The organism is Bacillus sp. MSP13, from assembly GCF_000815295.1.
Taxonomy (GTDB): Bacteria; Bacillota; Bacilli; order Bacillales; family Bacillaceae; genus Bacillus; species Bacillus vallismortis.
On sequence record NZ_JXAQ01000014.1, the window covers coordinates 118,327 to 141,895 of the forward strand.

26 protein-coding genes are annotated in these 23,569 nt (G+C 47.2%); 25 read left to right on the forward strand and 1 reads right to left on the reverse strand.

From position 1 onward, the window contains the following. Window positions 1-383 precede the first annotated feature (383 nt). The 8 genes from phnD to SC79_RS17330 all read left to right on the forward strand — a co-directional run bounded on the left by phnD (window position 384) and on the right by SC79_RS17330 (window position 6,996). A complete protein-coding gene (gene phnD, locus SC79_RS17295; RefSeq protein ID WP_039076125.1) occupies window positions 384-1,421 on the forward strand; it encodes a phosphate/phosphite/phosphonate ABC transporter substrate-binding protein in 1,038 nt (345 codons plus the stop codon). A gap of 27 nt (window positions 1,422-1,448) precedes the next feature. Beyond that, window positions 1,449-2,237, forward strand: a complete 789-nt coding sequence (gene phnC / locus SC79_RS17300; protein ID WP_039076126.1) for a phosphonate ABC transporter ATP-binding protein — start codon at window positions 1,449-1,451, stop codon at window positions 2,235-2,237. After that, window positions 2,227-3,012, forward strand: a complete 786-nt coding sequence (locus SC79_RS17305; protein ID WP_039076127.1) for a PhnE/PtxC family ABC transporter permease — start codon at window positions 2,227-2,229, stop codon at window positions 3,010-3,012. Before phnC ends, SC79_RS17305 begins: the two co-directional genes overlap by 11 nt. A gap of 76 nt (window positions 3,013-3,088) precedes the next feature. Continuing rightward, window positions 3,089-3,871 carry a PhnE/PtxC family ABC transporter permease gene (locus tag SC79_RS17310; protein ID WP_082022813.1) on the forward strand — a complete coding sequence of 261 codons (783 nt, stop codon included), beginning with the start codon at window positions 3,089-3,091 and terminating at the stop codon, window positions 3,869-3,871. 302 nt (window positions 3,872-4,173) lie between these two features. Further along, a complete protein-coding gene (locus SC79_RS17315; protein ID WP_039076129.1) occupies window positions 4,174-5,316 on the forward strand; it encodes a Rap family tetratricopeptide repeat protein in 1,143 nt (380 codons plus the stop codon). Then, the gene (locus SC79_RS17320; protein WP_039076130.1) at window positions 5,306-5,482 is read left to right on the forward strand and encodes a hypothetical protein; all 177 of its coding nucleotides are present in this window, start codon (window positions 5,306-5,308) and stop codon (window positions 5,480-5,482) included. Before SC79_RS17315 ends, SC79_RS17320 begins: the two co-directional genes overlap by 11 nt. 157 nt (window positions 5,483-5,639) lie before the next feature. Continuing rightward, window positions 5,640-6,359, forward strand: a complete 720-nt coding sequence (locus SC79_RS17325) for a YebC/PmpR family DNA-binding transcriptional regulator (RefSeq protein ID WP_039076131.1) — start codon at window positions 5,640-5,642, stop codon at window positions 6,357-6,359. Between the two features lie 145 nt (window positions 6,360-6,504). Beyond that, entirely contained in the window at window positions 6,505-6,996 is a 492-nt protein-coding gene (locus SC79_RS17330) for a spore coat protein (protein WP_442852863.1), read from the forward strand. Window positions 6,997-7,389: 393 nt separating this feature from the next. Here the strand turns inward: SC79_RS17330 and SC79_RS17335 are convergent, their stop codons facing one another. Beyond that, on the reverse strand, window positions 7,390-8,373 hold the full coding sequence (locus tag SC79_RS17335; protein ID WP_039076133.1) for an amidohydrolase family protein: 984 nt from the start codon (window positions 8,371-8,373) through the stop codon (window positions 7,390-7,392). 247 nt (window positions 8,374-8,620) lie between these two features. Between SC79_RS17335 and SC79_RS17340 the strand changes: the two genes are divergently transcribed. From SC79_RS17340 to SC79_RS17420, 17 genes are all read left to right on the forward strand, one after another. Next, window positions 8,621-9,250 carry a TetR/AcrR family transcriptional regulator gene (locus tag SC79_RS17340; protein WP_039076134.1) on the forward strand — a complete coding sequence of 210 codons (630 nt, stop codon included), beginning with the start codon at window positions 8,621-8,623 and terminating at the stop codon, window positions 9,248-9,250. 73 nt (window positions 9,251-9,323) lie between these two features. After that, window positions 9,324-9,572: a spore coat-associated protein CotJA gene (gene cotJA, locus SC79_RS17345; protein WP_039076135.1), complete on the forward strand. Its 249-nt coding sequence runs from the start codon at window positions 9,324-9,326 to the stop codon at window positions 9,570-9,572. Further along, window positions 9,556-9,819, forward strand: a complete 264-nt coding sequence (gene cotJB, locus SC79_RS17350) for a spore coat protein CotJB (protein ID WP_010329138.1) — start codon at window positions 9,556-9,558, stop codon at window positions 9,817-9,819. The genes cotJA and cotJB overlap by 17 nt, the downstream gene beginning before the upstream one ends. Before the next feature lie 14 nt (window positions 9,820-9,833). Further along, window positions 9,834-10,403 carry a spore coat protein CotJC gene (cotJC, locus tag SC79_RS17355; protein ID WP_010329139.1) on the forward strand — a complete coding sequence of 190 codons (570 nt, stop codon included), beginning with the start codon at window positions 9,834-9,836 and terminating at the stop codon, window positions 10,401-10,403. 121 nt (window positions 10,404-10,524) lie between these two features. Next, the gene (locus tag SC79_RS17360; protein ID WP_039076136.1) at window positions 10,525-11,067 is read left to right on the forward strand and encodes a GNAT family N-acetyltransferase; all 543 of its coding nucleotides are present in this window, start codon (window positions 10,525-10,527) and stop codon (window positions 11,065-11,067) included. 51 nt (window positions 11,068-11,118) lie between these two features. Then, window positions 11,119-11,391, forward strand: coding sequence for a YesK-like family protein (locus SC79_RS17365; RefSeq protein ID WP_039076137.1), 273 nt, complete (start codon window positions 11,119-11,121; stop codon window positions 11,389-11,391). A 114-nt stretch (window positions 11,392-11,505) separates the two neighbouring features. Then, a complete protein-coding gene (locus SC79_RS17370; protein WP_082022829.1) occupies window positions 11,506-12,135 on the forward strand; it encodes a YesL family protein in 630 nt (209 codons plus the stop codon). Then, a complete protein-coding gene (locus tag SC79_RS17375; RefSeq protein WP_039076139.1) occupies window positions 12,132-13,865 on the forward strand; it encodes a cache domain-containing sensor histidine kinase in 1,734 nt (577 codons plus the stop codon). Before SC79_RS17370 ends, SC79_RS17375 begins: the two co-directional genes overlap by 4 nt. Beyond that, window positions 13,865-14,971, forward strand: a complete 1,107-nt coding sequence (locus tag SC79_RS17380; protein WP_039076140.1) for a response regulator transcription factor — start codon at window positions 13,865-13,867, stop codon at window positions 14,969-14,971. The genes SC79_RS17375 and SC79_RS17380 overlap by 1 nt, the downstream gene beginning before the upstream one ends. Before the next feature lie 103 nt (window positions 14,972-15,074). Beyond that, complete coding sequence (locus SC79_RS17385) at window positions 15,075-16,358, forward strand: ABC transporter substrate-binding protein (protein ID WP_039076141.1); 1,284 nt, start codon at window positions 15,075-15,077, stop codon at window positions 16,356-16,358. Then, window positions 16,355-17,284, forward strand: a complete 930-nt coding sequence (locus tag SC79_RS17390; protein WP_082022815.1) for a carbohydrate ABC transporter permease — start codon at window positions 16,355-16,357, stop codon at window positions 17,282-17,284. Before SC79_RS17385 ends, SC79_RS17390 begins: the two co-directional genes overlap by 4 nt. 3 nt (window positions 17,285-17,287) lie before the next feature. Further along, window positions 17,288-18,178 (forward strand): carbohydrate ABC transporter permease, encoded by an 891-nt coding sequence (locus SC79_RS17395; RefSeq protein ID WP_039076142.1) that lies wholly within the window; start codon window positions 17,288-17,290, stop codon window positions 18,176-18,178. 14 nt (window positions 18,179-18,192) lie between these two features. Then, window positions 18,193-19,227 (forward strand): rhamnogalacturonyl hydrolase YesR, encoded by a 1,035-nt coding sequence (gene yesR / locus SC79_RS17400; protein ID WP_039076143.1) that lies wholly within the window; start codon window positions 18,193-18,195, stop codon window positions 19,225-19,227. Between the two features lie 22 nt (window positions 19,228-19,249). Then, window positions 19,250-21,535: a helix-turn-helix domain-containing protein gene (locus SC79_RS17405; protein ID WP_039076144.1), complete on the forward strand. Its 2,286-nt coding sequence runs from the start codon at window positions 19,250-19,252 to the stop codon at window positions 21,533-21,535. Window positions 21,536-21,548: 13 nt separating this feature from the next. After that, window positions 21,549-22,247, forward strand: coding sequence for a rhamnogalacturonan acetylesterase (locus SC79_RS17410; protein ID WP_082022816.1), 699 nt, complete (start codon window positions 21,549-21,551; stop codon window positions 22,245-22,247). Then, on the forward strand, window positions 22,240-22,902 hold the full coding sequence (locus tag SC79_RS17415) for a YesU family protein (protein WP_039076146.1): 663 nt from the start codon (window positions 22,240-22,242) through the stop codon (window positions 22,900-22,902). The genes SC79_RS17410 and SC79_RS17415 overlap by 8 nt, the downstream gene beginning before the upstream one ends. Further along, window positions 22,899-23,525: a YesL family protein gene (locus SC79_RS17420; protein WP_039076147.1), complete on the forward strand. Its 627-nt coding sequence runs from the start codon at window positions 22,899-22,901 to the stop codon at window positions 23,523-23,525. Before SC79_RS17415 ends, SC79_RS17420 begins: the two co-directional genes overlap by 4 nt. Window positions 23,526-23,569: the final 44 nt, after the last annotated feature.

Below are 23,569 nucleotides of genomic sequence, written 5' to 3' on the forward strand. Positions count from 1 at the left end.
CAGGATAAGAAAACAATTTCTTCCTATTGTCTTGTTTTCCCTTATATAGAGGGAGGGAAGTCATACCTCTTGCGTGTAACGGTACAACTGGCCACTAAGATTCTCATAGTTTCGTTTGGGGGTTGATAATATACAGACAGGTTGGAGAGATTCATCAGATAATAGGGGCCGTTTATATGAAGAAATGTCTTGTAGATTGGGCTTGTTCGTATGTGTGATAGATGTTCATGATGTGATCACGGGTACAATAAGCTTAAGGACTGAATGATTACATTGCACTGTTTTTACCAACTCTTAACAATCTTTATGCCAAATTAATCTTAGATTGATATTCGTTTGCTAGTATCAAAGTATGAAATAAATAAAGAGTGAGGAGTTTGATGATGAAAAGGACGTATTTTGCTTTGCTTACTTTAGTTATTCTTGCCGTATTTTCAGGTTGTTCATCTTCTGCAGGAGGAGCAGCGGCTGAAAAGGATACACTTACGATCGCTTGGCTTCCAAATGAATCTGGGGCAGATTTTACAGAAGCACGGGATGAAATAGGAAAGATTATTGAAGAGAAAACAGGCAAAAAGGTCAAACATCAAACGACAACAGACTATATTGTCGCAATTGAAGCAATCGCCAATGGAAATGCGGACATATCTTTTTTAGGAGCGCAGGGTTACATAGAAGCACATAATAAAAATGAAAAGGTTCTTCCTCTCGTCGTTCGATCTGGTGAGTCCGGGACTTTAGAGGATGCGGTTTATTACAGTTGGCTGGCTGTCAATAAAGACAATGTTGATGAATATCAAAAAGGTGATGAATTTTCGATTGATCACATTAAGGGCAAGAAGTTTTCTTTCGTATCTAACAGTTCCACTTCCGGGTTCAAGGTTCCATCGCAAGGCATCGTGGATTATTTCAGCAAAAAGGATGAGTTTAAGAACTTGAAGGCAGAGGATTTGCTGCAGGGCGGGAAAAACCAGTTTTTTAGCGAGGTATTATATGGAGGTTCTCACCAAGGATCTGCAGTCAACCTGTTATCAAACAAAGCGGATGTCGCTGCGTTCTGTGATTCATGTGTAAACACTTATGTAGAGTTGGCGGATGGGGAAGAGAATCGTGCCGGAGCGGTTTATAAAGTGAAAGAGGGGGCGGCAGAACCATTTAATACAGTTGTCGGGAAAGAATTTTCCCTCATTTCCGCTACTCCTGTGCTTAATGCGCCATTTGCCATCAACTCTGAGAATGTGGATAAAGATCTCCAAGCCAAGCTTGTAGACATATTGACATCTGATGCGGTGACGAATAACGAAAAAGTTTTCGTGCCAGAGGATTCCAAGTTTACAGGGTTATTCACGAAAAAAGGGGATGAGCGTTTAGTAGAAGTCGATGACTCTTGGTTTAACCCGATACGCGAACTTTCCAAATAACGAATAACGAACAAGGAGAGGTAGACTATGTCAGCCCTATTAGAAGTGAATCAAGTATCCAAACGATTTGGCGGTGATCAAGTGGCGTTGTCAGATGTTTCCTTCTCTGTCAATCAAGGAGAGTTTGTTTCAATTATCGGTCCATCAGGAGCAGGGAAATCGACTCTCCTTCGCTGCATTAATCGCATGATTGATGCAAGCAGCGGAGACATCACCTTTGATAACATCAATGTGACGAATTTAAGGAAAAGGGATTTAAAAAAAATCCGAACAAAAATGGGGATGATTTTTCAACACTATAATTTAGTGAACCGCTTGAGTGTAATTGAAAACACCCTTCACGGCAACTTGGGGAAAAAGTCCACCTTGGCAGGGGTTTTCGGCCTATACAGTCAAGATGAAAAGGAAGAAGCCGTTAAGATTTTGCAAGTTCTTGGTTTGGAAGAACACATTTACAACCGGACGGACCAGTTGAGCGGTGGACAAAAGCAGAGAGTGGGAATCGCCCGTGCTTTGATTCAAAATCCCCGCATGCTTCTATGCGATGAGCCCATCGCTTCACTAGATCCTAATTCTGCAAAGATCATCATGGATCATTTGAGAAACATTTCAACTGACATGGGCATAACCGTTCTCGTTAATCTTCACCAAGTAGATGTAGCTATGAAATACTCAGATCAAATTATCGGAATCAACCGGGGCCGGGTTGTGTATCATGGTTCGCCTAAAAACATTACGAAAGAGGATATTCAGAGTATTTACGGTTCAGAAGCTGAGGATCTTATTTTTGATATAGGAGGCATCCATGCAAGCTAACATCTTCGCAAAAAAGAGACGCAGTTCATTAGGCACTGTTTTTATCGTAGGCGCCGTAACATTGTTAGCGATTATCACGACCGAGTTCGATGTTATCAAAGGTTTTGCCTCTCTTCCTAAAGCCGTCGAGTGGGGGTTGGGAAACTTCTATCCGACGAAAGAGTCGTTAGCGAAACTGCCGGATATCATGGAGATGCTCATCGAGACATTGCTTGTCTCGATTGCAGCAACCACAACAGGTGCCATATTTGCTTTGTTATTTGCCATTTTAGGCTCCAACACAATGAGGGTGAATATGTTTTTTGGCCGTATCAGCAGAGGCATCGCCACTATTTTTCGAAACATTGATGTGGCGGCGTGGGCCATGATCCTGTTATTCTCGTTTGGCCAGAGTGCATTGACCGGTTATTTTGCTTTGTTTTTTGGCTCGTTCGGCTTTTTGACAAGAGCTTTTGTGGAAACGATTGATGAGGTGAGCGGAGGATCTGTTGAGGCGCTGCAATCGACTGGAGCGGGTTATTTTCCAATCATCATCCAATCGGTCCTTCCATCGAGCCTGCCGCAGATGATCAGCTGGATTTTGTTTATGATCGAGACAAATATAAGAAGTGCGACCTTGATTGGACTGCTGACGGGCTCAGGCATAGGATTTACCTTTAACCTGTATTACAAGAGCCTCAACTACGATATCGCTTCATTAGTGGTGGTCGTCATTATCGTAACGATTTTATTGATTGAAACGTTATCGAATTATGTAAGAAGGGTGATTTTGTAATGGAAGCAAACGAACAAATGGACGAATCAAACGAGGTGCTTACATCCCCGCTGCAAAAAAAATAAAAATCAAAACAATGACAAAATCAACGGTGGTTATAAGAGGCACCCTTCTTATTCTAGCATTGCTCACGGTATATGCGTTCAGCAGTTTTGACTACAAAGAACTGAATGTTGGGGAAGCGGTCCTTGCCACTTTTGCTAACTTGAAAGCTATGTTTTTTGAGCCTCATCTTGAACATTTAACGTTTACTGATGCCCTTTACGGTGTTTTTGTCACACTATGTCTCGCTTTTTTGACGACGGTATTCGGAGCAGTCATCGCCTTGTTTTTAGGATTGTTTGCTGCTGAAAACTTGACCAATAAACGGATTTCCACGGTTATGAAAGGATTGGTTGCTTTTATAAGGGCTGTTCCGACAGTATTGTGGGTCCTGATCTTTGCTGTAGCGGCAGGACTAGGAAGTGTTGCTGCTGTCATCGGCATGACGTTTCATTCAATCAGCTATTTGGTGAAGGCCTATTCAGAGTCTTTTGAAGAACTGGATAACGGTGTGATAGAAGCACTTCAAGCGAGCGGAGCGAACTGGTGGCAGATCATCTTTCAAGCCGTAATCCCTTCCTCTCTCACTTATATGATTTCGTGGACATTTCTGCGGTTTGAAATCAATTTTGCGGTCGCTGTCGCAATGGGTGCAGCTGCGGGTGCAGGCGGTATCGGATTTGATATGTTTATGGCGAGCAATTTTTATCAGGATATTAGAGAAATTGGCTCTATCACGTATTTTATTTTAGCCATTGCTGTCCTTTTAGAGATGGTAGCAATTAGGTTGAAGAAAACGCTTAAGGTAAATGGATGAGACTAAGGTCAACCCCTTTTTTAGCAAGAAGCTGGAATAGCTTCTTTTTTTGTTTTTGATTCGTCGTTTCGATTGTACAATTGTTTTCTTCATGCTGTTTAGCGGTCTATCGGCAGGATGGCTGGAAATGAAATGAGGATGGCGTATATCAAGTAAAATGACGTGGAACCATGCGTAAAGCGTCTTTTTTTTACGAGAAAAACGAATTGACAGGATGAAAAAACAATTTCTTCCTTTTGTCTTGTTTTCAAATTTTTGGATTGATAGAATATGACATATCTTACATAGAGGGAGGGAAGCCGTTGGGTCAAGCCATACCGTCTTCGCGTGTTGGTGTTAAGATTAATGACTGGTATAAGATGATACGTCAATTTAGTGTTCCGGATGCTGAGATTCTCAAAGCGGAGGTGGAGCAGGACATTCAGCAGATGGAAGAGGATCAGGACTTGCTGATCTATTATTCTCTCATGTGTTTTCGGCACCAGTTGATGCTGGATTATTTGGAGCCGGGACAATCATACGGGAATCGCCCTACAGTGACAGAGCTTCGGGAAACGATTGAAACTCCTCAGAAAAAACTCACAGGTCTTTTGAAATACTACTCTTTGTTTTTCCGCGGCATGTATGAATTTGATCAGAAAGAATATGTGGAAGCGATCGGATATTATCGCGAGGCGGAGAACGAGCTGCCGTTTGTGTCAGATGAAATCGAGAAAGCGGAATTCCATTTTAAAGTGGCAGAAGCATATTACCATATGAAGCAAACCCATGTGTCGATGCACCATATCCTTCAGGCCTTAGACGTTTATCAAAAACATCCTCTATACAGTATTAGAACCATACAAAGCTTGTTTGTGATCGCCGGCAACTATGATGATTTCAAGCATTATGACAGAGCGCTCCCGCATTTAGATACGGCGCTGCAATTGGCAATGGATATTCAAAACGACCGGTTTATCGCCATTTCTTTGTTGAACATCGCGAACAGCTATGACAGATCAGGAAACGATCATATGGCGATAGAACACTTTCAAAAAGCGGCGAAAATAAGCAGAGAAACGGTACCTGATCTGCTTCCAAAAGTCTTGTTAGGTTTAAGCTGGACACGATGTAAAGCTGGCCGGATACAAGAGGCGTTTCGGTCAATAGAAGAAGGATTGGCGCATATCACAAACAATCCGCAACTGACTTCTTATCAATTCTATAAAGAATTGTATACGTTCTTGCAGACCGTGTACAAAGAAGCTGTTGACGAAAGCAAAATTCATGATCTTTTAAGCTATTTTGAGAAAAAGAACCTGCACGCTTACATGGAAGCCTGTGCCCGAAGTGCTGCGGCTGTCTTTGAGAGCCGCTGCCATTTTGAACACGCTGCCGCGTTTTATCGAAAAGTGCTGAAAGCGCAAGAAGAGATTCAAAAAGGAGAGTGTTTATATGCTTATTAAGAAAAAAGTAATGATGTGCCTTGCTGTTACCCTGATTTGCGGAAGCAGTTCGTTTCCTTTCTTGACAAATTCCGGGGACTTTAAGGAATCAACGGATCGAAACACGACGTCTATCGATCATGCCCCTCATCTTATAAGTGACCAGATGGAGAAAGCCCTTAGCTAGGGCTTTTTCTTGTTTTTGGAAGATGTTCGCTTTTTCACACGCGGCATTCCTTCTATTTCCGACGCAAGACACTCGAAACAACCAAACCATTTGAGGTATAATGGATAAAGTGAATCACAATATGTAGATTGATATATATGAAAGAGAGTGGAGCAACATGGGCCGTAAGTGGAACAATATTAAAGAGAAGAAGGCGTCTAAGGACGCGAATACGAGTCGGATTTATGCCAAGTTTGGGCGTGAGATTTATGTGGCGGCAAAGCAGGGCGAGCCTGATCCGGAATCCAATCAGGCGCTGAAGGTTGTGCTTGAGCGCGCGAAGACGTACAGCGTGCCGAAAAATATCATTGAGCGTGCGATTGAGAAGGCGAAGGGCGGAGCGGAAGAAAGTTTCGATGAGCTTCGTTATGAGGGCTTCGGGCCGAATGGATCAATGATCATCGTTGATGCGCTGACGAATAATGTAAACCGTACAGCGCCGGAAGTGCGTGCAGCATTTGGGAAAAACGGCGGAAACATGGGTGTGAGCGGATCTGTTGCTTATATGTTTGACGCGACGGCAGTTATCGGTGTAGATGGCAAATCAGCTGACGAAGCGCTTGAAATCTTGATGGAAGCAGATGTTGATGTCCGTGACATTTTGGAAGAGGATGACAGCGCCATCGTGTATGCTGAGCCTGATCAATTCCATGCGGTGCAGGAGGCGTTTAAAAACGCCGGCGTTGAAGAATTTACTGTTGCCGAGCTGACGATGCTTGCGCAAAGTGAAGTGGAGCTTTCAGATGATGCGAAGGAACAGTTTGAAAAATTGATTGATGCATTAGAGGATTTGGAAGATGTTCAGCAGGTGTACCACAACGTAGATTTAGGTGAATAAAAAATGAGCAGGCTGCCACAGCCTGTTTTTTTCTTGTCCCTTGAATTTGTATGAGCTGTATATGGGCGGCCGCCTATACGATCTGTCAGGTATTCTCATACTCTGGACTGTAACCTATGTGAAGGAGAGAGTGAATATGACTGATATGGATACAAGACATATCTATGGCGGACCTGGTTTTGGCGTTTCTCCAGGCTATGGCATGCAAGGAGGCTACCCGGGCTATGGCATGCAAGGCGGAGGCTACCCGGGCTATGGAATGCAAGCTGGAGGCTACCCGGGTTATGGCATGCAAGCTGGAGGCTACCCGGGCTATGGCATGCAAGGCGGAGGCTACCCGGGCTACGGTATGCAGGGCGGGGTCTACCCGGGCTATGGCATGCAAGGCGGAGGCTATCCGGGCTACGGTATGCAAGGCGGAGGCTATCCGGGCTACGGTATGCAAGGCGGAGGCTATCCGGGCTATGGCATGCAAGGCGGAGGCTATGGAGGCTATCTTGGAACTGTAAGTTCGCCAAGCTATGGCATGCATCATGAGAATGATGGGAATCCCCATCATCATAAGGGTAACCCCCATCATGATGGAAAAGATAATCACCACCATATGGGCCACTGGGGACAAGGCGGCTATAAATAAAGATGATGTAAAAAGGGACACTCTTGCAAACCAAGGGTGTTTTTTGTTTTGACTGTTCAGTCTGAAATCGAATCGCTAACCGTTTGATTGCGTTCGGGCACAGGGGGCGTATTTCAGCCGGACGGTGAAAGGGTGCGCTTTGCTGATGCTGAAATGTGTATTGTCAATAAAGTCATTGGCCTTTTAACGGCTATCGTCTGAAACAGATTTCTCCGGCTTATTGTTCCCGTTTCTAAATGAGGCAAAGCGGCAGGGATCAACGGAGCTGTGTGGGGACGCCGGGTTTTCCGTTCCGATCTGTAGCAGAGAATAGAGGCGGCAGGTTTGCGGCTGCTTATGCTGCAAAGACTGATTAATCTAGAAAGACCTTCGGCTCTGCCGAAGGTCTTCTTTTTATTGATTCAATTGAAAAAGCTTAGCCGCGTTTTCAGTGCCGATTTTGTATCGGTCCGTTTCACTGATTGGGCATTGGTCAAACCATGAAGAAATTTCTTCCATCGTTTCATACGGATAGTCGACGGAGAAGAGGATGCGGTCTGAGCCAACCTCTAACAATGTATCAATTAGGGCCTGTGTTCTGAACACGCCGCTTGTTGTGAGATAAAAGTTTTTGCTGAGGTATTCAGTCGGCGCTTTCTGATGGTTGCCATGGGTTTCAGGACGCTGATGGCGAAGTCTGTGTTCAACCCGCGGCAATGTAAACGGCAGGCCCTCGCCTAAGTGGCCAAGGATGACAGTCAAATCAGGGTATTCGTCAAAAAGGCCGCTGAGCATCAGGCGGATGGCATGTGTTGCTGTTTCAAAACCGAAGCCCCACGCTGAACCGAGAAGCCCTTCGTAGCCTTTATAAATGCGCTGCTGATTCGGCAGCGGGATACGCGGATGCAGGTAGACGGGAACCTTTAGCTGTGCGGCTTTTTCCCAGAAAGGGCGCACCTGAGGCTCGTCTAAATATTGGGCATTGTTTTCGTCCCCGATGTTGCTGTAGCCGTTGACCAAGGCACCCACAAAGCCGAGCTTGTTTACGGCTCGTTCGAGTTCCTTCGCGGCTTCTTCAGGATCTTGCAGCGGCACCGCGGCAAATGCTTTAAAGCGGTCAGGGTGCTTAGAAACGAAGAATTCCGCAGCGTGATCGTTCATCTGCTTTGCGAGTTTCACCGCTCGCTCAGGATCAGTGATGCCTTCAATTCCAGGCTGTGTCAAGGAGAGAATTGACGTTTGGATGCCGTTTCGATCCATGTCTTCAATTCGGTTTTCGAATTCCTGCAAACGTTTTTGGACAGCGCTGAAATACTCATCGTCAGTAAAATTGTGGCTTCCTGTAGCCGGAAAATCAGGAGATTCCCAATGCTCTTCTAATGCGATTTTTCCATTCATGGCAAAGACTCCTCTCTTTATCAGCGGGTGAGATCAGATGGAGTGCACTCATCTTACGTAACGAAGCTTCGTTTAGAAAGATAATGAACACTATGTTCATTACTTTACACCGTGTACAAGATGTACGTTCATGGTACAGTAGATTTTAGAGAAAGGTCAATAAACAGAGAACGCTCAAATGTTTAGAAGTAGACATCCGCAGAAGATTTGTTCAGAAGAAAATGAAAGTTAGACAAGGAGGAAAAAAATGTCTAAAAAACGCAAAGTCGATCCGAGAATCAGACGAACAAACCAATATTTAAGAGATGCTTTAATTGCTCTACTGAAAGAAAAAGATGCGAACTCGATTACGATTCAGGAAATTACGGAAAAAGCGGACCTCACCCGCGGCACCTTTTATTTGCATTATCAGGATAAACAGGATTTTCTGTTTCAAAGCATGACCGAGGTTCTAGATGATTTGATCCGTCAGGTAAAGCCGGAAACGCCGGTCGAACCGGTCAGCATTGATGAGGATCATCCGCCTTTATCTTTTGTTAAGCTATTTGAGTATATCCATGAACATGCCGAATACTTTCAAGTGATGCTGAGCGACAGGGGTCTGCCGCAATTCAGAAGTCTTATGGCGGAGTTCGTACAGAAGCGAATTTACGAGGAATTGCTTTCTTCCATTAAGGAATCAGACAAGGCGGTGCAGGTGCCGAAAGAGATTCTCATCAGCTATATCACATCCGCTCATATCGGGGTCATTTGTTCCTGGCTGGAGAGCGGCATGAAGTACAGTCCGTTATTTATGGCGAATCAGTTAACGCGTTTAACGCTGCTGGGCCCGCTCCGTATCGCGGGGATTGAGGAGCAGATCAAGCTTCCTTATTAGCAGTTTCAGTCATAATCATCCCTCCCGCCTCATACCTATTAAGGTCATTGTTTTTGAGAAAGGAGGAGCCGGAATGAAGGATATGCAGCCGTTTACGCCTGTCAAATCATATACGCCCTTTCATAGCCGTTTTGATCCCTGTCCGCCCATAGGGAAGAAGTACTACAGAACGCCGCCCAATCTCTATATGGCCTTTCAGCCTGAGCATATGGAACAGTTTTCGCCGATGGAGGCTTTAAGGAAAGGCACCCTTTGGAAGGATCTCTATGATTTTTATGAAAACCCTTATCGAGGGGGAGACGAATATGGCAAAAAAGGTTGATGCCGAATATTACCGTCAGCTAGAGCAAATACAGGCAGCGGATTTTGTGCTTGTTGAGTTGAGCCTTTATTTAGATACACATCCTCATGATGAAGACGCGCTGAAGCAGTTCAATCAATACTCCGGTTATTCAAGGCACTTAAAAAGAAAGTTCGAATCCTCTTACGGGCCGCTTTTGCAGTACGGCAACAGCCCCGCGGGCGAGGATTGGGATTGGAATCAAGGGCCTTGGCCGTGGCAAGTATAAGGAGGAATGCCTGAATGTGGGTGTATGAAAAGAAGCTGCAATACCCTGTTAAGGTCAGCACGTGCAATCCGACGCTGGCGAAATACTTGATTGAGCAGTATGGCGGAGCGGACGGCGAGCTGGCCGCGGCACTCCGGTATTTGAACCAGCGGTATACGATTCCTGATAAAGTCATCGGCCTTTTAACAGATATCGGCACGGAGGAATTCGCCCATCTGGAAATGATTGCGACTATGGTGTATAAATTAACGAAAGACGCCACGCCGGAGCAGCTGCGTGAAGCCGGGCTTGGCGAACATTACGTGAATCATGACAGCGCGCTGTTTTATCATAATGCGGCGGGCGTGCCGTTTACAGCGAGCTATATCCAAGCGAAGGGCGATCCGATTGCCGATTTATACGAAGACATTGCGGCAGAGGAAAAAGCGCGGGCGACGTATCAATGGCTGATTGATATTTCGGATGATCCTGATTTGAACGATTCCCTTCGTTTTTTGCGGGAACGTGAAATTGTGCATTCCATGCGCTTCAGAGAAGCGGTTGAGATTTTAAAAGAAGAGCGGGATAAGAAGAAGTTTTTCTAACAGGCAGCCGGGTCTCTCTTTCATGCACCCTTTTACATACAGAGAAAATGTCTGTTTTTGCTGGCAGGTCTGCATTATAATCAAGGTGGGTGAAAGTTTACTTTTTGATTGGGAGGCCTTTATGTCATCTTTTAAGATTACGAATGAAACACTAGCTGATGGAATTTGCGCGTGTCCGGCCGTGTATGAGGATGCAGAATCGATTACCGGGCTGCTCGTCCGAACAGCTGAATGGCTCCGGGACCGGGGCTCTAACCAATGGAGCGGACTGCTGGAAGGACAAGATACTCATGATATCGCGGGTTCAATTGAAAATGGGCATGTGTTTGTGTTTAAAAAAGACGAAGAGCTTGCGGCTGTCGTGATGCTGCTGCCGGAACCGAGCGAGTGGGACCGGACGCTTTGGGGAGACGATGGGCATGAGGCGTCCATTTATTTGCACCGTTTGGCGGTCAGTCGCCGGTTTGCGGGACAAGGGCTTGGTGCGCGTATCCTTCATTGGGCAGAGACGGGTGTTGACTATCCGGGGAAAACACGGATTCGGCTTGACTGTGTCGCTGATAATGACGCCTTGCACTCGTTTTACCGGCGAATGGGATATGATTTCAGGGGTGCTGATGCATCCGGGTATCATTTGTTTGAAAAAGAAATATCGGCAGAATAAGCGTCCTTTGCTGGAGGCTTTTTTGTCTTTTTCTAAAAGGAGGGACAGGGAATGTGGTCATTTGTTTTGCTGGCAGGGATCTTGACGGCTTGTCTTTTCGCAGGCGCATCCGTTTTTGTAAGGGTGAAACTTCCTGATAAAAGATGGCCGGAATGGATATTGGCAGGGCTGGTTGTCCTTGGTGTGCTTGCGATCTGGTATAGCCTCGTTTATGTGCGCGGCTGGGAAGGTGCTATGCTCGGTGTGCTTGGATTTCAAGTCATTGGCGGAGCCATTGCGGGATATTTGATCCAAAACGTTATCATGCGATACAGGAATAGATAAGGCTGTTTGCTGCTTCTCATGATATCGAATTTTTATAGGGAGGCAGGAATTTTCTTTTGAAAGGAGAAATACATATTACTTTGGAATGAAAGCGTTTTCTACAACAGGAAGGTGATATTGATGATACACAGTGTGGCGAATGGGCTGAATCGTTTTTGCACGTGGGTGATGAGACTGGCCTATTTGAATGTCCTTTGGCTGTTATTTTCTCTTGCGGGTCTCGTTGTGTTTGGATTGATGCCCGCTACTGCCGCGATGTTTTCAGTGGCAAGAGAATGGGCGAAGGGGGACACGGATGCCCCGGTGTTTTCTGTCTTTTTTCAGGCATTCAAAAAGGAGTGGCGGGCCGCACAGATTCTCGGGCTCATTCTTGTGACGGCCGGCTTGTTTCTGTTTGCGGATATGCGGATTGCGGCGCAGATGAATCAGCCTGTGCTCGTCAATGTGTTTTTGAGCATCAGCTTGATTTTCGCGTTTGTTGTCCTGTATGTGTTTCCGGTGTTTTCCCATTTTGATGTGAAAATCAGAGAAGTGCTGAGCATCAGCTTTTTGATTGCTTTCAGCCGTCCTGCGGTGACGCTCATGATGGCGGCGGGCGCAGTCGGTGTGTTGTTTCTCGTGCTGTTTCACGTTACGTTTCTGCTGTTTTTCAGCGGGAGTTTGCTTAGCCTGATCTTAACGAAGCTTTCCTTTAAAGCGTTTCAGTCAATGGATCAGCGTCAGGAGAAAGAAAAGGCAGCATGAAAAAAAGAGCTGCGGGCTGGTACAGGCGGATGAAGATTAGGGATAAGCTGTTTGTGTTTCTATCTTTCATTATGGCCGTGTCCTTTCTGTTTGTATACAGCGGGGTGCAGTACGCCTTTCATGTGTATGATGAGCAGATTTACCGCAAGTCTTCGGAGGTGCTGCGGATGTCTTCTGAAAGGATCGAAGACGAGCTGAAGAAGATTGAGGATGTGTCATATGAAATCATTACGAACGAACAGATTCAGCGCATCCTGAGCATGCAACATCGTGATGATACATATGATCAGTATCAAATGAAGCAGGAGCTGTGGGATCAGCTTGCGGAATATGCCGGAGATGAAAAGTACATCGATTCCATTCATTTGATTGATGCCCGCGGCTCAGCGTATTCAGCCGGAAGCAGTTCTTCAGACAAGTTGAAGCAGCAGCAGGAAGAGGTGTTTACACAAGCCAAAGCGAAAAATGGAAGAAATCTTTGGATGACGCTCGGCGGTTCAGATCCTGTCCTGATTTCAGCGCGGCAGATCAGATCGTATCGCCAGCTGAGTTTGAACGACTTGGGCATGGTGCTGATCCAAGTCAATGTGAAACAGATGATTCGTGATTTGCCGAAGGATTGGGGCGATGCGGTCGGAGACATCATGATCGCCGACCAAGGCGGGAATTTGGTGTATTCTGCACATGCCTCGGTGCTTGTGCCCGAGGCGGCAAAGGAGACGCTGAAGCAACCTGGTTATGACCTGATAAAAAAGAATGGCAAACGGTACTTTATTTCTTTCCTTCAATCATCCTATCAAAATTGGAGCTACTATAACGTCATCCCCTTTGATCAGATGTTCGAAAAAATTTCCTTTATGAAAACGGTGATCGGCACGTGTTTTCTCCTGTTTTTCTGTGTGGTTTTGCTTGCCGGAAGGAAAATCGCCAATAGTATCACGGAGCCGATCGAGCAGCTTGTGTCCGCGATGAAATCGGTGCAGGACGGCGGCATTGAAGCGGGGGTATCGCTTTCTCTGCCGGAACATACACAAGATGAGGCTGGCATGCTGAACCGCCATTTTACTGTGATGATGAAACGGATTAACGAGCTTATGGAAGAAAATGTGGAAAAGCAGCTCATCATTAAAGAAACCGAATTGAAGGCACTGCAAGCCCAGATCAACCCGCACTTTTTATATAACACGCTTGAGTCCATCAATTGGCTGGCCAAAGCGAATCAGCAAAAGCAAATCTCGAAAATGGTGGAATCGCTCGGTTTTTTGCTGCGAAACAGCATTCATATGAAGAAAGATACAGTGACCATTCAGGAGGAGGCGGATATCGTTCTTCACTATATGACCATTCAGCGATTTCGATTTGAAGAGCGCTTAAATTTCACTTTGGATATCGACGCAGAAGTGAAGCATTGTCTCATTCCGAAACTGACGCTTCAGCCGCTGGTCGAAAATGCGATTCAATACGCGCTTGAGCCCTTCACAAGGCCGTGCGCCATCCGCCTTCAGGCGAAAAAAATGAAGGACTGTGTTTGTATTACGGTCGAAGATAACGGTCCCGGCATGGATGAACAAATTCTCGAAACTTCGGGCGGGAGAGGAATCGGACTTTGGAATATTCGAGAACGCATCAAACTGACATTCGGTGAACCGTACGGCCTGCGCATTCAAAGTGAACAAGACAAGGGAACAAGGATTGTGATCACAATACCGTGCCGAAATGAGGTGGCGTGATGTATAAAGTATTGCTGGCTGATGACGAGAGGATTATTCTTGACGGAATGGCAGAAATCATTGAGTGGGAGGCGCTTGGCGTTTCTTTAATCGGCAAAGCGCAGAACGGGAATGAAGCGTATGACAAGATTTTAAATAACCAGCCGCATATTGTCATCACAGACGTGAAAATGCCCGGCATGGACGGGCTTGAGCTGATTAAAAAGGTGTCAGCCGCCAATCCGTCGGTTCAATTTATCGTCTTGTCGGGTTTTGGAGAGTTTGAATACGCGAAGGAAGCAATGAAATACGGAGTGAAACATTATTTGCTGAAGCCCTGCAATGAACAGCAGATTATCAGCTCGTTGGAAGAAATCATTGCCGAGCTGAAGCAGTGCGATATGCGGCAAAAGAGAACCGCTCATCTGAAGCATGAGCTCGATCATATCCGTTCCTTTGCCGCCGATCAATACTTGGAGGGCTTGATCGCCGGAGTGGCCCAGCTGTCACCGCCGCCTTCACTTGCCGGAAACAAGGTCCGCCTTTTGATTGTAAAAGGGGAACAATCTATTGATGCCGCGGTTAGAGAAGCGCTTGGCTCGGCGCTGACAGCGGTTTGCAGCAGCGGAGATTGGACGGTGCTCGCTGTGGAAGAGAACGCCGCTGAAAAGGCGGCGGACGTCTTCTCAGACTATCAGATGGCAATCAGCCAGACGGGAGAACTCCGGCACGCGGGGCAGCTGTTTCGGGATACCGTTGAAGCGTCTGGTGACCTGTACGGGAGCGCGGTGATTTCGAAAATGATCAGGCTTGTTGCCGATGAGCTCGCAAATCCGAATCTATCCTTAAAATGGGCGGCGAAGGATATGCTGTTTATGAATCCCGATTATCTTGGGAAATTATTTAAACAGGAAACAGGAGAGAAATTTTCCCAATACGTGACGCGAGTGCGTCTTGAGCATGCGATGAAGCAGTTGAAAATCAGGCGGGACGCAAGTGTCTCAGACATCGCGGAAGAAATCGGGTTTGGCGATAATCCGAAGTATTTCAGTCTCGTCTTTAAAAAATATACCGGGCTGACACCGTCAGAATTCAGAAGAAAACAGGGAGGCGCTTCCGCAGGATAGCCATCTCTGTTTTTTTTACTTTCGCCACTGTTTTTTGAGTGTTTCGCCTTCACTGAACGTTTTACAATAAAATGTAAGCACTTACATTAAAGGGGGGATTGGTTTGAAGAAGATTTGTTACGTGCTGCTGTCGTTTGTCTGCGTCTTTTTTTTTAGCGGATGTTCCGCGGGTGAAGAGGCATCGGGGAAAAAAGAAGACATTACGCTCAGAATTGCATGGTGGGGCGGGCAGCCAAGGCATGATTATACAACGAAGGTAATTGAACTTTACGAAAAAAAGAATCCGCATGTCCATATTGATGCTGAATTTGCGAACTGGGATGACTACTGGAAAAAGCTCGCGCCGATGTCTGCCGCCGGCCAGCTTCCCGATGTCATTCAAATGGATACCGCTTACTTGGCACAGTACGGAAAGAAGAACCAGCTCGAAGATTTAACGCCGTATACAAAGGATGGAACGATTGATGTCAGTTCAATCGACGAGAATATGCTGTCGGGCGGAAAAATCGACAATAAGCTCTATGGGTTTACGTTGGGCGTCAACGTGCTGTCTGTGATTGCGAATGATGATTTGCTGAAGAAAGCGGGTGTGTCCATCAATCAGGAAAACTGGGCGTGGGAGGATTACGAAAAGCTGGCGTATGACCTTCAGGAAAATGCCGGCGTTTACGGCTCTAACGGCATGCACCCGCCTGATATTTTCTTCCCTTATTATTTGCGCACGAAGGGTGAGCGTTTTTACAAAGAAGACGGCACAGGCCTCGCGTATCAAGATGATCAGCTGTTTGTCGATTATTTTGAACGGCAGTTGAGGCTGGTGAAAGCGAAAACATCCCCAACACCTGATGAAAGCGCACAGATTAAAGGGATGGAGGACGACTTTATCGTGAAAGGCAAGTCGGCGATTACGTGGAACTACTCCAATCAGTATTTGGGATTTGCACAGCTGACAGACTCGCCGCTGTCTCTGTATTTGCCGCCGGAGCAAATGCAGGAAAAGGCGCTGACGCTGAAGCCGAGTATGCTGTTTTCGATTCCGAAAAGCTCTGAGCATAAAAAAGAGGCCGCGAAATTTATTGATTTCTTCGTCAATAATGAAGAAGCGAACCAGCTGATCAAAGGCGAGCGGGGCGTACCGGTATCCGACAAGGTGGCGGCCGCGATTAAACCGAAGCTGAATGAGGAAGAGGCCAATATTGTGGAATACGTAGAAAACGCTTCAAAACACATCAGCAAAGCCGATCCGCCGGAACCGGTGGGAAGCGCGGAGGTCATCAAGCTGCTGAAGGATACGTCTGATCAGGTTCTGTTCCAGAAGGTAACACCGGAAAAAGCCGCCAAAACGTTCCGGAAGCAGGCCAATGAAATTTTAGAGAGGAATAATTGACGGGAAATGGGGCTGACGCAATGAAAAAAAGCCGGAGTATGAGAAAAGACAATCTGGCGGGATACGCTTTTATTTCTCCGTTTATTATCGGGTTCCTTTGCTTTACGGTGATTCCGATGGGAGCGTCCCTGTTTCTGTCCTTCACAAGCTATGACTTGTTTACGGCGCCTAAATGGATCGGGCTCGACAACTACAAGGAAATGTTTACGGGTGACGAAAAGTATTGGCAGTCGCTCAAGGTGACGTTTACGTATGTGCTTGCCGGGGTTCCGCTCCGCCTCGGCTTCGCGCTTTTTATCGCAGTCATTTTAAACAATGCATCAAAAGGAACGGCTGTTTACAGAACGCTCTTTTATCTGCCTTCAATTATTGGCGGGAGCGTGGCCGTGGCGATCATGTGGCGCAATATTTTTGGCAATGACGGAGTTATCAACGCGCTGCTGTTTTTTGTCGGGATTGATCAAAAAATTCTTTGGTATCAGGACCCGACTAGCGCGCTGTGGACGTTGATTTTGCTGTCCGTCTGGCAGTTCGGATCGTCGATGCTGATTTTTCTGGCCGGCCTGAAAAACATTCCGTCTTCGTATTTAGAAGCGGCCAGTGTGGACGGGGCGAATCGGGTGCAGCGCTTCTTTCAAATCACGCTTCCGATTCTCACGCCGATTATTTTCTTTAATCTAGTGATGCAGACGATTTCTGCTTTTATGACGTTTACACCTGCCTATATCATTTCAAAGGGTGAGGGCGGGCCGCTTGACGGGACGCTTTTGTATTCTCTCTATTTGTTCCAGCGGGCGTTCAACTATTTTCAAATGGGTTACGCATCGGCGATGGCGTGGGTCATGCTGATCATTGTCGGGCTGATTACGCTGATTTTGTTTAAAACATCGGCCTATTGGGTTCATTACGAGTCAAAGGAGGAATGACGGATGGAGCCGGTCAACCAGCCTGTCAGAGAAGCCCCGGTTTTTGAGAGAAAAAAAGCCGGGCGCGTCAGGCTCAAGCGCATACTGTTCCATGTGTTTACGGCATCGCTGGCGGTGTTATTGCTGTACCCGGTTATTTGGCTGTTTGTCAGCTCGTTTAAGGAAAGCTCCAGTATTTTCACAACCTCCCATTCTCTCATTCCCGATCCTTTTATTCTCAGCAACTATGCTGAAGGATGGAAGGGCATTGCGGGGCAGCCGTTTCTGACCTTTATTAAAAACTCTGCGATCATTGTCGGGTTGTCCACAATCGGCGCCGTCCTGTCATCGGCTGTCATTGCGTACGGATTTGCGCGCATCCCGTTTAAGGGAAAAGCGTTTTGGTTCGTCTGCATGATGGGGACGTTAATGCTGCCGCATGAAGTGTTGATGATTCCGCAGTATATTTTGTTTGCGAAATTGGGCTGGCTGAATTCATTTAAACCGATTGTCGTTCCGCCATTTTTCGGGCATGCGTTTTTTATTTTTCTGATGATCCAATTCATCCGGACGATTCCCGTGGAATTGGATGAAGCGGCGAGAATCGACGGATGCGGGCGATTTGCCTGCTTTTGGCGGATCATTCTGCCGCTGATTGCCCCGGCGCTTGCGACATCTGCGATTTTCTCTTTCTATTGGAAGTGGGAGGAGCTGATTCAGCCGCTTTTGTACTTGAATAAACCTGAGCTTTACCCTGTTTCACTTGCGCTGAAGCTTTTCCTCGATACGGAATCGGCTTCGAACTGGGGTGCGATGTTTGCCATGTCGGCCGTTTCGTTATTGCCTGTGATTCTTGTCTTCTTTTTGTTTCAGAAATATATCGTTCAGGGCATTAGTACGACCGGATTAAAATAAAAGGAGTGTTGCAGATGGCACAGCTTATCTTTGATGAAGAAAAGGTTACATCCGTGATTGACCGCATTGTGAAACGGACATTTCAAATGGATTTTGCCTGGGATTGGCCGGGCGGCGTAGCATTTTACGGTGTGGCTGAGGCGTATGAAGCGACGGAAAACGAAGAATATATCAATCTGCTAAAAACGTGGGTGGATGAACAGCTGGAGGATGGGCTGCCGCCGCTTTCGATCAACGGGGTTTCCATCGGCCATACGCTTTTGTTTCTCCACAAGGTGACGGGTGATCATGTGTATTTGGAAACGGCGGGTGAGATGGCTGAATATGTGCTGCATAAAGCGCCGCGCTTTGGCGAGGGGATTCTTCAGCATACGGTTAATTCCGCGGATTATGTGTTTCCTGAGCAGGCATGGGCGGATACGCTGATGATGGCGGGGCTGTTTATGCTGAGAATCGGGCGGGTGATGGAGCGTGAGGATTATTTTGAAGACGGCCTGCGCCAGTTTCACGGACATGAAGACGTGCTTCAGGACCCTGTCACGAATTTGTACTACCATGCCTGGGACAACAAAGCGCAAAATCATCTGTCGGGGATTTATTGGGGCAGGGCGAACGGCTGGGCGGCACTCACGATGGCGAAGGCGCTTCCCCTCATTGAGGTGACGCACCCTTCTTTTATGATCATTGACGGCTCTCTCAGAGACCAGCTGAGCGCGCTCGTCCGGCTGCAGGATGAATCAGGTCTCTGGCATACGATTTTGGATGATCCGGATTCGTATCTCGAGGTTTCGGCATCGGCGGGCATTGCATCTGCTCTTTTGTCGAACGGAAAACTGTATACAAAATATGTGCAGAAATCGCTATCCGCCATTTTGGATGCGGTGGAAGAGGACGGACGGGTCAGCAAGGTATCGGCCGGAACAGCCGTCATGAAAAATGCCGAAGGATACAAACAGGTGCCTTACAAACGAATACAAGGTTGGGGACAGGGACTTGCGCTGACGTTTCTTGCTGATGTGTTGAGAACGAAAAAACGCGTGTACCAGTAGAGATGGCGGCGGGGGGAAAGGGATGAAAAAACAGCCTCAACAGAAGGAACGGGTTTCACGCTGGAAGGGAACGTATTTCAAAAGAAACTTTGTCTTCATTTTGCTGATTGCCTGTATTCCCGGATTGCTGACTGGCGGCGCTATCTATTTTCTTTCGATTGATAAGGTGGAGAAGGAGCTGCAGAGGTCGCATGAAACACAGGTGGCGCGGGAAGTCAGCCGGATGGATGAAAAGCTTGGCGTGCTGGAGCTGACTCTCACCCAGATGGCATACGATTCTTCGCTGATGAATGGATTGGCAGAAAAGGATTTGGAGAAAGATTATACATTCTCCTATCAATTAACGAAAAAGCTGTTTCTTTTACGGGACCAGCAGCCGCTGATCGAGCAGGCTTCCATCTTTCTGAACAGCCCCCGGCCTCTTGTGCTGAGTCCCGAATACAGCCCTTTGACAGAACAGGAGACGCTTCGCCACTATCGCTCGCTGCTTGCCTCGGACAACAGCATTTATTGGGAGCGATCCGGAAATCAGGCGATGCTGATCCAGCTCATTCCGGGTTCGGCGGAGAAACCGTTCGGCGCGATCATGCTGGCGGTTGATCAGAAAGAAATGGAGTCGATCCTGCAAAGCTTGTCCCCTTATCCTGATGGCAGTGCGCTGCTTCTGGATCAAAATCGGGAAGTGCTTTTTCATGAAGGAGAAAAGAATATAGAAAAGACTTTAATTGAAGAGGTGAAAAAACAGCCGGACCGGAAAGGCCATTTTCAGATGGAATGGGAGGGCAAGGTGTATTCCGTCTCATTTGGAAAACTGAACCGCATGCATCAGCAGTGGACCTTTGTGTCAGCGGCGCCTCTTTCAGCCATTACAGCACCGATGGTGTTTTTATCAAAAGTGATCATCACCATGCTTGTCATTTGCATCGGCTTAGCGGTTTGCATGACGTGGTACGCTTCAAAAAAAATCTATCGTCCTATTCAGCATTTGCTTGGCCTATTTACCGGCGGAGAGAAGAAAACGTGGCAGGTGTCCGGGGAGGATGAATTCAAGTGGATTGAAAAGAGATGGCATGACCTATCCCTTGAAAGCCGGAAGCTTCAAGAGCAGCTCCTGCGGCAGACGCCCCATATGAAAAAAAGTTTTTTGCAGCATCTCTTGCAGGGCGATTTTTATTATGAAAACGAGGCAAGTCTCAGATCACGAATGGGGGAGGCTGGATGGAACATTGGAGAAAAAAAGTTTCAGGTGCTTGATCTTCAGGTGACAGGCCTCCGCTGTGAAACAAGCATCTTTCGGCCTGATGATGAACAGCTCGCTGTATTTACTCTGACCAATCTGGCCGAGGAGCTTGCGGCAAAACACTGTTTTCAGCCCTCCATTCTTGATGTCGGCCGGCTTTCCGTCACCGTGCTTGTAATGAAAACAAACAGAGCTGATCTGAAGGCGTATGTAACGGACTTAGCAAACCAATTTTGTGATGTCACCGGTTTACACCTGACCGGGACGATGAGCAGAAAGACGGAGCTCATCTTGGAAATCCCTTCATTATATCAGGATGTGAAAAGCGGCAAATCCCACAGGCAGTTTGCTAACCGGCATCAGGTGATTGATTTGCAGACAAACTTCCCTCAGGATGAGCAGTCGGCCCCTTATTACCCTTTTGAGCTGGAAAAACAAATTGTTCAGGCCATCCGGCTGGAAAGAAAACAGGAAGCCGGGGAACTGATTCGTGTCTGCATGGAAGAACTGGCGGAGAAGACGGCCATAGACAGACATGTGCACTCCGCCCTGATACAGCTGCTTTCCCGCATTCAGGAGGATATTTTGCACTCCGGGCTCAATCCGAGCGAACTGTTTCAATGCCGAGAGCTGCTTCTTGAAATTTCAGAATTGCGCGAACCGGATGAGGCGGCGGTCTGGCTGATGGATGCTGTCGTTACGCCTTACCTATCCAAGCTTGAGGGCAGAAAAAACAGACACCAGAAGCAGCTGGCGGATCGTGTGATCGCCATGATTCACGAACAGTATATGGCGGATATTTCGCTGGAAAGCTGTGCCGATGAGCTTGGCATGAATTCATATACGTTAAGCAAGGCGTTTAAGCAAGTAACCGGCATTAATTTTATTGATTATGTAACCCAAATCAGAATTGAAAAGGCGAAAGAGCTGCTGGTGAATACGGATAAAAAAATACTTGATGTATCAGAAGAAGTCGGCTATCGCCACAATTACTTTAATCGGATTTTTAAAAAACAAGTCGGCGTGCCGCCGGGTGTTTTCAGGCAAATGTATCAGGAAACGCCGTGAAAGGAGAGAACATGTGATGGAAAAAGCGATTCAAGTGTTTTTAGCGGGGGATTCCACCGTGAGTGACTGCCCGCCTCATGAAGCGCCGATGGCGGGGTGGGGCCAGGTATTCGGGCAATTGTTTTCTGAAGATGTGAAGGTGCACAATCACGCCAAAGGAGGGGCGAGCACCAATTCTTTTGTGGAGGAAGGAAGGCTTCAGGCGATTGCCGAGCGCATCACACAAGGCGATTATTTGTTTATTCAATTCGGCCACAATGACCAAAAACCCCGGGGGACGAAGCCGTACTCCACATTTCAGCAATTTCTCACCCTGTTTGTCGATACGGCCCGCGAAAAGGGAGCGCATCCTGTGTTCGTCACATCTGTGCAGCGCCGCCGTTTTGATGAAAACGGGCGGATTGAGCATACGCTCGGCGAGTATCCTGATGCGATGAAAGCACTGGCGAAGGAGCTTGATGTGCCTGTGATCGACCTGCTGGCGAAAACAAAGGTGCTGTATGAAACATACGGGCCGGAGGAGTTGAAGCGATTGTTCGTTTGGCTTCAGCCGAATGAACATCCGAATTATCCGGACGGCATTGAAGACAATACGCATTTTTCAGAAGAAGGGGCGATGGAGGTTGCGAAGCTTGTGGCAGAAGGCATTGAAGAACTCAGCCTTCCGCTGAAGGATCATCTTGTGAGCCGGGAGGGAAAAGAATATGTATAAGGAAGGCGCGTGCCTGTACCGCAATCCGCTCCGGTCAGCAAGCGATGTGAAGGATTGGCGGATGGAGGGAGGCGGACAGATCTCTTTTGGCGATCATCGCTTACAGCTGTCGCATGTTCAGGACGAAGCGCACTTTGTCTATTGGTGCCCGGAAACGTTTCCGGACGGCATCATTGTGACATGGGACTTCTCCCCGATTGAGCAGCCTGGACTGTGTATGCTGTTTTTTTCCGCTGCGGGGATTGGCGGCGAGGATTTGTTTGATCCAAGTCTCAAGAACAGGACGGGAAAGTACCCCGAATATCATTCAGGGGACATCAACGCGCTTCACCTATCGTATTTCCGCAGAAAATACGCGGAGGAAAGAGCGTTCCGCACCTGCAATTTAAGAAAAAGCTACGGTTTCCATCTCACCGCGATGGGAGCCGATCCGCTTCCTTCTCCAGACGACGCTGATTCTCCGTACCATATGAAGCTCATCAAAGACAAAGGCTATGTGCACTTTTCAATTAATGATCTGCCCATTCTTGAGTGGACGGACGACGGCAGCACATATGGGCCTCTGTTAACAAAAGGGAAAATCGGGTTCCGGCAGATGGCGCCCATGAAAGCGGCTTATCGAGATTTTGCCGTGCATCAAGCGGTGAGAAGATGAAAACAACGGTAACGGATGCGCTCTATGCGGGCTGCGAAGCGGTGGTGAAAATCGCGTGGCTCAACGGGCTGTGGCTGTTGTTTACGCTCTTGGGCGGCGTTCTTTTCGGGTGGGCGCCGAGTACAGCCGCGATGTGTGCCGTCATACGGAAATGGCTGATGGGGCAAAAGGATATCCCGGTGTTTTCGTTATTTCTTGATACCTACAAAAAAGAGTTTCTCAAGATCAATGCGATTGGATTGGCGTTTGCGGCTCTTTTGCTCATATTGTCCGCGAATTATCATTATTTTTCTGCCAGTACGGATTGGCTGTCCTTTGCCGTAACAAGCTGCACGTTGCTTGCTGGTTTTTTGTATATCATTGCCCTAATGTATGTGTTTCCCCTTTACGTGCACTACCAGCTCCCGCTCCGTAAATATATTCCGCAAGCACTGCTGTATGGCGCCATGCAGCCGCTGACGACCGGCTGTATGCTGGTCGGATGCGGATTTGTCCTTTATTTGCTGTATACGCTCCCGGGTTTGATCCCCTTTTACGGCCCTTGTTTATTTGGGCTTGTGTCGATGTTTTTTGCTTTCAGAGTGTTTCAAAAGACGGAGGCCCAGCACCGCCAAGCCGGGTAACAAAAAAGTGCCAGTTTCGCAAAAAAGTGCAGTGTCTGAATAAG